Genomic DNA, 3804 nt, shown 5'->3' on the forward strand with positions numbered 1-3804 from the left:
TTCTCCTCGGCGGGCGCCGCCCCCACCCTGCTCAACCCCAGCCCCGGCGCCTCGGTGCTGGGCAACGGGGCGCTCTTCACCTGGGAGTCGTCCTCGACGACCGCACCGGTGGCGTCGTACCGGCTGAACCTGACCGCGCCGCCGGGCAAGACCTCGCCGGCTGCGGTGACCACCTCCGCCCGGGCCTACGCCTGGCCGGCGCTGCTCGCGGACGGCACCTGGACCTGGACGGTCACCGCGCTGGACGGCTCGGGAGCCTCGCTCGGCACCAGTGCGGCGCGCTCCTTCATCGTGTCCTACCCGTCCCTGGTCAAGGTCACCTCACCGTCGTTCACCGGGACCCGCACGGTCGGCAGCACGCTGACGGCCTCCCCGGGAAGCTTCGGATCGAGTGCCGCGGGCCCCGCGGTCGCGGCGACGTACAAGTACCAGTGGCTGCGCGGGGGCGGTGCGATCAGCGGCGCGACCGGCAAGACCTACAAGCTGGTCGCCGCTGATGCGGCGCGCAGCATCAGCGTCCGGGTCACCGCGACCGCGGCCGGGTACGCGCCCGGCTCGGCCAACTCGGCGGCGGGGGTGGTCGCGAAGCTGCGCTCCACCACGGCCGTCCGGCTCAAGGCGACGAGGATCAAGCGAGGCACCCGCGGCACGCTCTACGTGACCGTCACCGCGGCGCTGCCGAAGACCGGAGCCATCCGGGTCTACGACGGATCGCGGCTGATCAAGACGATGACGCTGGTCGCGAGCAACGGCGGGAAGAAGACGTTCCTGCTCCCGGTGCTGACTCTGGGCCGGCACTCGCTCCAGGCCAGGTACGCCGGGAACGCCCAGATCGCGGCGTCGAACTCGCCACGGATCGTGCTGTACGTCGTGCGCTGACAAACAGCTTCACCCACGAGGCACTCCCCACCCGGGGAGTGCCTCGTGTCGTTTCTGTGCTGTTTCATCCCGGTTCGTCCTGTCCGCAGTGGTCGGCATCTCAGCAGAGAACGCAGAATGAACTTGCGGAGTTGATATATCGGTGCGATAGGTTGCTGCGATACCACCGTTCGACATATCAAGTTGAACGGACCGACCGGAAGCAGGATCGATGCCGAGCAAGGGCGCGACTCTCGAGCTCGCCGTGCTGGGACTCCTCCAGGAGTCCCCGCTGCACGGCTACGAGCTGCGGAAGCGTCTGAACCTCCTGCTCGGCTGGACCCGGTTGCTCTCCTACGGCTCGTTGTACCCCGCGCTCAAGCGGATGCTCCGGGCCGGATGGATCACCGAGGTCGTCGCGACCAGCACCCCGGTGTCCCGGCGCGCCCGGATCGTCTACCAGATCACCCCGGCGGGCATCGAGTACTTCGCCTCCGAGATCACCGACGCCGGACCGGCCGCGTGGGAGGACGAGAACTTCAACATGCGGTTCGCGTTCTTCTCCCGCACCGACGACGCCGTCCGGCTGCGGATCCTCGAAGGCCGGCGCTCGCGGCTCCAGGAGCGGCTCGACCGGGCCCGCGCCCTGAGCAGCGGCTCCGACCGCTACCAGACCGAGCTCCGGCGGCACGCCACCGAGTCGGTCGAGCGCGAGGTCCGCTGGCTCACCGACCTGATCGAGGCCGAGCGCGCCAGCCAGGACCGCAGCGGCCCCAAGCTTCCACCCCGTACGACGACCACACCCCCGGTCGTACCCACCACAGACCTCAGCACCGAAATCAGTTGAGTGAGAAAGCAGGAGGATCAGCCATGGCGAAAGTTCGCGTAGGCATCGTGGGAGTCGGCAACTGCGCCAGCTCCCTGGTTCAAGGCGTCGAGTACTACAAGAACGCCGACCCGAACGGCACCGTGCCCGGCCTGATGCACGTCATGTTCGGGGACTACCACGTCAACGACGTGGAGTTCGTCGCGGCGTTCGACGTTGACGCGAAGAAGGTCGGCTTCGACCTCTCCGACGCGATCAACAACTCGGAGAACAACACCATCCGCATCGCCGACGTCCCGCCGACCGGCGTGACCGTGTCGCGCGGTGTCACCAACGACGGTCTCGGCAAGTACTACCGCGAGACCATCGAGGAGTCCGACGCCGAGCCGGTCGACGTCGTCCAGACCCTCAAGGACGCGAAGGTCGACGTGCTCGTCTCCTACCTGCCGGTGGGTTCCGAGATCGCCGACAAGTACTACGCGCAGTGCGCGATCGACGCGGGCGTGGCCTTCGTCAACGCCCTGCCCGTCTTCATCGCCTCCGACCCCGAGTGGGCCAAGAAGTTCGAGGACGCCGGCGTCCCGATCATCGGTGACGACATCAAGAGCCAGGTCGGCGCGACCATCACCCACCGCGTGATGGCCAAGCTGTTCGAGGACCGCGGCGTGGTGCTGGACCGCACCTACCAGCTCAACGTCGGCGGCAACATGGACTTCAAGAACATGCTCGAGCGCGAGCGCCTGGAGTCCAAGAAGATCTCCAAGACGCAGGCCGTGACGTCGAACCTGACCGGTCCGCTCGGTGGCAAGACCGCCGACGACCGCAACGTCCACATCGGTCCGTCGGACTACGTGGCCTGGCTCGACGACCGCAAGTGGGCCTACGTCCGCCTCGAGGGTCGCGCCTTCGGTGACGTCCCGCTCAACCTCGAGTACAAGCTCGAGGTCTGGGACTCGCCCAACTCCGCCGGCATCATCATCGACGCGATCCGTGCGGCGAAGATCGCCAAGGACCGTGGCATCGGCGGCGCCCTGCTGTCGGCCTCGTCCTACCTGATGAAGTCGCCCCCGGAGCAGCGTCCCGACGACCTCGGTCGCGAGATGCTCGAGAAGTACATCGCTGGAGAAGTCGAGCGCTGAGCAGCACCCGTACGTCGGAGGGCCGGTCCTGTGGGGCCGGCCCTTCGTCATGCCCCGAGCAGGCGGGCGTACGTGTCGCGCATGATCGCTGTGCCGGCGTCGACGTCGAGGCCCAGGTCGTCGCGGGCGAAGGACCAGGTCATGCCGCTCGCCGCGGCCATGAGGGCGATGCACAACGCACCGTCCACACCACCCGCCGCCGAAAGCTCGGCCGGGAACGTCTCGAGCAGGTCTCGGCGAAGGCGCTCGATCAGCTCGCGCCGCGCTGCGGCCAGAGCCGGCGAGAACGGCTCGCCCAGCACCGCTGACCGTGCAGCCGGTGCCAGGTGCTCCAGCCGGAGGGCGCGCTGGCGGCAGAACTGGTCGATCCGCGCGGCCAGCGGGAGCGACGCATCGATCGGTGTGCGGAGCACGGCATCGGCGTCGAGCCAGTACGCCGTGGTCGCCTCGAGCAATGTCTCGAGGTCCTTGAAGTTGATCCACAGGGTGCGCGGCGAGATGCCGGCCCGCTCCGCGATGGCCTTCGCGGTCGGCTTCAGCACGCCCTCACGCAAGAGCTCGGCGTGCGCCTCGACGATCGCCTCACGCGTACGCTCCCCGCGCGCGATCCGGCCGTCGCTGTGACGCTCGGTGCTGCTCTCGGACATCAGCTGCGGGCGTTCCAGAAGGCCTTGAGGGCTTCCGTGGCGTCGGCCTCGCTCAGCGGCCCGCGATCCATCCGCAGGTCGAGCAGGAACTGGTAGGCCTCGCCGACCTCCGGTCCGGGCGGGATGCCGAGGATCTCCATGATCTGCGCGCCGTCGAGGTCGGGGCGGATCGAGCTGAGCTCCTCCTGCTCGGCCAGCACCGCGATCCGCTCCTCGAGCTCGTCGTACGTCCGCTGGAGGCGCAGCGCCTTCTTCTGGTTGCGGGTCGTGGAGTCCGCGCGCGTCAGGATGTGCAGGCGTTCGAGCTGGTCGCCGGCGTCGCGAACGTAACGGC

The 3804-nt window shown here is 68.6% G+C and carries 4 protein-coding genes and 1 pseudogene; 3 read left to right on the forward strand and 2 right to left on the reverse strand.

Annotation, left to right across the window (positions count from 1 at the left end):
* The 3 genes from V6M46_RS03920 to V6M46_RS03930 all read left to right on the forward strand — a co-directional run.
* The coding region (locus V6M46_RS03920) for an Ig-like domain repeat protein (protein WP_332662460.1) at positions 1–879 on the forward strand (879 nt) is incomplete at its 5' end.
* Positions 880–1090: 211 nt separating this feature from the next.
* A complete protein-coding gene (locus tag V6M46_RS03925) occupies positions 1091–1705 on the forward strand; it encodes a PadR family transcriptional regulator (protein WP_332662461.1) in 615 nt (204 codons plus the stop codon).
* A gap of 23 nt (positions 1706–1728) precedes the next feature.
* On the forward strand, positions 1729–2823 hold the full coding sequence (locus V6M46_RS03930; protein ID WP_332662462.1) for an inositol-3-phosphate synthase: 1095 nt from the start codon (positions 1729–1731) through the stop codon (positions 2821–2823).
* A gap of 47 nt (positions 2824–2870) precedes the next feature.
* Here the strand turns inward: V6M46_RS03930 and V6M46_RS03935 are convergent, their stop codons facing one another.
* Both V6M46_RS03935 and V6M46_RS03940 read right to left on the reverse strand, forming a co-directional pair.
* The gene (locus V6M46_RS03935) at positions 2871–3470 is read right to left on the reverse strand and encodes a TetR/AcrR family transcriptional regulator (protein ID WP_332662463.1); all 600 of its coding nucleotides are present in this window, start codon (positions 3468–3470) and stop codon (positions 2871–2873) included.
* Positions 3470–3804, reverse strand: a pseudogene (locus tag V6M46_RS03940) (CCA tRNA nucleotidyltransferase); the annotation flags it as partial. The pseudogene V6M46_RS03940 and the gene V6M46_RS03935, both read right to left, overlap by 1 nt.

This window comes from Aeromicrobium sp. (genome assembly GCF_036676885.1).
Lineage (GTDB): Bacteria > Actinomycetota > Actinomycetes > Propionibacteriales > Nocardioidaceae > Aeromicrobium.